2 protein-coding genes are annotated in these 3,814 nt (G+C 72.4%); both read right to left on the bottom strand.

Translation table 11 applies throughout. The features are described from left to right. Positions 1 to 72 precede the first annotated feature (72 nt). Positions 73 to 1,740 (bottom strand): trypsin-like serine protease, encoded by a 1,668-nt coding sequence (locus ACFVYI_RS40295; RefSeq protein ID WP_387894777.1) that lies wholly within the window; start codon positions 1,738 to 1,740, stop codon positions 73 to 75. Positions 1,741 to 1,835: 95 nt separating this feature from the next. Continuing rightward, positions 1,836 to 3,434 carry a trypsin-like serine protease gene (locus tag ACFVYI_RS40290; protein WP_387894775.1) on the bottom strand — a complete coding sequence of 533 codons (1,599 nt, stop codon included), beginning with the start codon at positions 3,432 to 3,434 and terminating at the stop codon, positions 1,836 to 1,838. Positions 3,435 to 3,814: the final 380 nt, after the last annotated feature.

Raw genomic sequence — 3,814 nt, 5'->3', positions numbered from 1 at the left:
CCGCGGGTGGGCCCGGGGGCCTCGCCCGGGGGGGGGGCCGCCCGCCCGCCCCCCCCCCCCCTCCGAGGCTGTTTAGAGGGTGCCGGTGATGGCGGTGCCGGTGTGGTTGCCGGTGACGGCCGTCAGGTCCAGGGCCTGCGGGGCGGTCCAGTTGCCGTCCGCGAGGCGGGCGGTGGTCAGGACGCGGTTGTCACTGGTGGTGATGGCGAACCGGGCGTCGCCGTCGACGGGGGCGGCGCTGACCGAGGTGGCGGTGACCTGTCCGATCACGCTGCTCACGGAGCCGAAGGGCTGCCAGGTGGCGTTGGCGTAGCGGATGGTGTGGAGCTGGGCGCCGGTGTCGGTGACGACGACGAGGTTCATGTCGTCGCCCTGGCGGGCCATGGCGAGCGAGGTGACCGGCGCGGTGGCGCCGGCGGCGCCGGCGACCGCGCCCCAGGCGGACCAGCTGCCCGTGGAGCCGGAGCGGATGGTGTGGTAGACCTGCCCGTTCGCGACGGCGGCGACCTGGAGGTCCCCGCCCGCTCCGGCGGTGGCGAGGGTGGTGACGCCGCTCAGGGGGCCGGCGGCCTCGAAGACCTTGCCGAAGCCGCTCCAGTTGCCGTCGGCGTAGCGGACGGTGTGGAAGAGCTGCCCGTCGGCCAGGACGACGACCTCCAGGTTGGCGCCGGTGGAGGCGATGGCGACCTGGGTGATGTTGCCGAGGTCGCCGACGTTGGTGTTGAGGTCGCCGAACTGGCTCCAGCTGCCGTCGAGGTGACGGATGGTGTGGTACAGGTGGCCGTTCGCGCCGAGGGCGACGACGTGGGTGTCGCCGTTGATGCCGGCGGTCGCGACGGTGCGCACGCCGCCGATGCTGCCGGCCTTGGCCTGGACATCCTCGAACGGGGTCCAGGAGCCGTCGTAGAGGCGGGCGGCCTGGTAGAGGTTGGTGCTGCCCTTGACCAGGGCCTGGGTCTTCCAGCCGACCGAGGTGCCGCGGACCTGCTGGACCCAGGCGGTGAGGTCGTCGGTGCGGGTGCTGGAGGCGCCGGTGCGGGTCTCGGTGCTGCCGAAGCAGCCGCCCTGCCAGGAGCGGGAGGCGACGGCGACGAGCTCGGCCTTGCCGTTGACCTCGCGGATGGTGGGGGCGCCGGTGTCGCCCTTGCAGATCGAGGCGCCGGCGGTGCCGGTGGTGTCGATGCCGGTGGGCTTGACGTTGTCGAGGGTGAAGACGCCGGAGTGGAGCGCGAGGGGCACCCACTCGGTCTTGGTGCGGCCGTAGCCGGGCACGCGCAGGCTCTCGCCCGTGGTGGGCGCGGTGGTGGCGAGGGCCAGCGGGGCGATGCCGTCGACCGGGGTGGCGAGGCGCGCCATCACCAGGTCGCGGTCCTGACGCGGCACCAGCTCACTGATCTCGGCGGTCTTGCCGCCGCTCGTGGTGAGGTCGGTGCGGCCGATGACGGCGGTGGTCTTCCACTTCGGTGCGCCGGCGGTGAGGTTCTGCGGCTGGGCGGGGTCGTCGGCGAAGCAACTGGCGGCGGTGATGATCCAGTTGCGGTCGACGAGGGCGCCGGTGCAGGCGCGGACGTTGTCGCCGATGGTGAGCTTGGCGGTGTAGGCGTACGCGCCGTCCGCCGCCGGGTCGCTGGCGACGGCACCGGCCGGCGCGGCGGAGAAGGTGGCCAGCGCACCGACCACCGCGGTGGCGGCGGCCAGCGCACCGGTACGGCGCGTGCGGGCAGAGGTGGTGCTGAGCATGGAGGTCCCCCTGGGATCGGAATGGTGACTGGTGCCGGTGGGGCAGGCAATCGATGTGATCATCTGCCCCACCGGTTCGGCTGGATGATGCGGAGTCAGCCCGTCGGAGTGGCGGTGATGCTCTGGATGCCGCTGCTGGGGACGGCGTAGAAGGTGGTCCAGCTGCCGTCCGCCTTCTTGTCGGCGGTCCAGATCCGGTTCTCCCCGCCGATGGCGAACAGCCGGACGGTGTCGCCGATGGTGGTGGCGCTCACCTGCTTGACGCCGGTGGCGTTGGGAACGGCGTCGAAGGTGGTCCAGGGACCGCCGTTGGTGCTGTCGGTGGTCCAGATGCGCTGGTCGCCGCCGATGGCGAACAGCCGGACGGTGTTGCCGACGGTGGTGGCCGTGATGTGCTGGATGGCGCTGCTCGGAATGGCCTCGAACGTGCTCCAGGTGCCGGCGGTGTAGTCGCCGGTGGTGGTCCAGATGCGCTGGTCGCCGCCGATGGCGAACAGCCGGACGGTGTTGCCGACGGCGGTGGCGGTGATGCTCTGGATGCCACTGCTGGGGAGGGCCTCGAAGGTACTCCAGGGGCCCCCGTCGGTGCTGTCGCTGGTCCAGATGCGCTGGTCGCCGCCGATGGCGAACAGGTGCACGGTGTTGCCGACGGCGACGGCGGTCACCTGCCGGATGGCGCTGCTGGGGAGGGCCTCGAAGGTGCTCCAGGTGCCGGCGGTGTAGTCGCCGGTGGTGGTCCAGATGCGCTGGTCGGCCCCGACGGTGAACAGGCGCACGGTGTTGCCGATGGCGACCGCGCTGACCTGCCGGGTGCCGCCGCTGCCGGGCACCGCGTCGAAGACCCCCCACACGTTCGAGTTGTAGGAACCCTCGTTGGTCCAGATCTGGTCGTCGCCGCCGACGGCGAACAGCCTGCTCGCAGGCCGCGACGCCTTCACGCCCTTCACCCAGGCGGTGAGGTCGTCGGTGCGGGTGCTGGAGGCGCCGGTGCGGGTCTCGGTGCTGCCGAAGCAGCCGCCCTGCCAGGAGCGGGAGGCGACGGCGACGAGTTCGGCCTTGCCGTTGACCTCGCGGATGGTGGGGGCGCCGGTGTCGCCCTTGCAGATCGAGGCGCCGGCGGTGCCGGTGGTGCTCACCGCGCTCGCGGTGACGGCGTCGACGGTGAACGAGCCGGTGTGGAGCGCGAGGGGCACCCACTCGGTCTTGGTGCGGCCGTAGCCGGGCACGCGCAGGCTCTCACCGGTGGTGGGCGCGGTGGCGGCGAGGGCCAGCGGGGCGATGCCGTCGACCGGGGTGGCCAGGCGCGCCATCACCAGGTCGCGGTCCTGACGCGGCACCAGCTCGACGACGTCGGCCTGCTGACCGGCACCGGTGGTCAGGTCGGTGCGCCCGATGGTGGCGGTGGTGCGCCACTTGGGTGCGCCGGCGGTGAGGTTCTGGGGCTGGGCGGGGTCGTCGGCGAAGCAGCTGGCGGCGGTGATGATCCAGTTGCGGTCGACGAGGGCGCCGGTGCAGGCGCGGACGTTGTCGCCGATGGTGAGCTTGGCGGTGTAGGCGTACGCGCCGTCCGCCGCCTGGTCACCGACGACGGCGTTGGCCGGCGCGGCGGAGAAGGTGGCCAGCGCACCGACCACCGCGGTGGCGGCGGCCAGCGCACCGGTACGGCGCGTGCGGGCAGAGGTGGTGCCGAGCATGGAAATCCCCCCTGGGATCGGCATGGTGCACGTAGGACCGGTGGGGCAGGTGATCAGTTCGATCACTCACCCCACCGGAACATTCGAAGTGACGCAAGGTCAATTGATCAATGAGACACCGATGGGCTGGATGTCATCGCTGGGGAAGGCGTCGCGGAAGGCGATGGACCCGGTGCGAGTGGCGCCGCAGGGGCGCCACTCGCTGCCGACCACCGGTCGGGCGTGTCCGTTCCCGCCTCTGGCAGGTCTGGGCCCGCCAAGACCGAGGGGGCGTGAAGGTCAGCCGGTGCTGGTGGCGGTGATGGTCTTGGCGCCGACGGCGCCGCCGGGGACCTCGCCCCAGCTGGTCCAGCGTCCGGCGTTGTAGTCGGCGTCGATGC

Source organism: Kitasatospora sp. NPDC058218, assembly GCF_042882445.1.
Taxonomy (GTDB): domain Bacteria; phylum Actinomycetota; class Actinomycetes; order Streptomycetales; family Streptomycetaceae; genus Kitasatospora.
Note: the sequence above shows the minus strand (reverse complement) of the source record. Positions and strands in the feature narration are given on the sequence as shown.

What these genes read in the sequence shown, in the direction of transcription:
- ACFVYI_RS40290 (WP_387894775.1), bottom strand. Translation starts at nt 3,434, where the DNA reads ATGCTCGGCACCACCTCTGCCCGCACGCGCCGTACCGGTGCGCTGGCC.
- ACFVYI_RS40295 (WP_387894777.1), bottom strand. Translation starts at nt 1,740, where the DNA reads ATGCTCAGCACCACCTCTGCCCGCACGCGCCGTACCGGTGCGCTGGCC.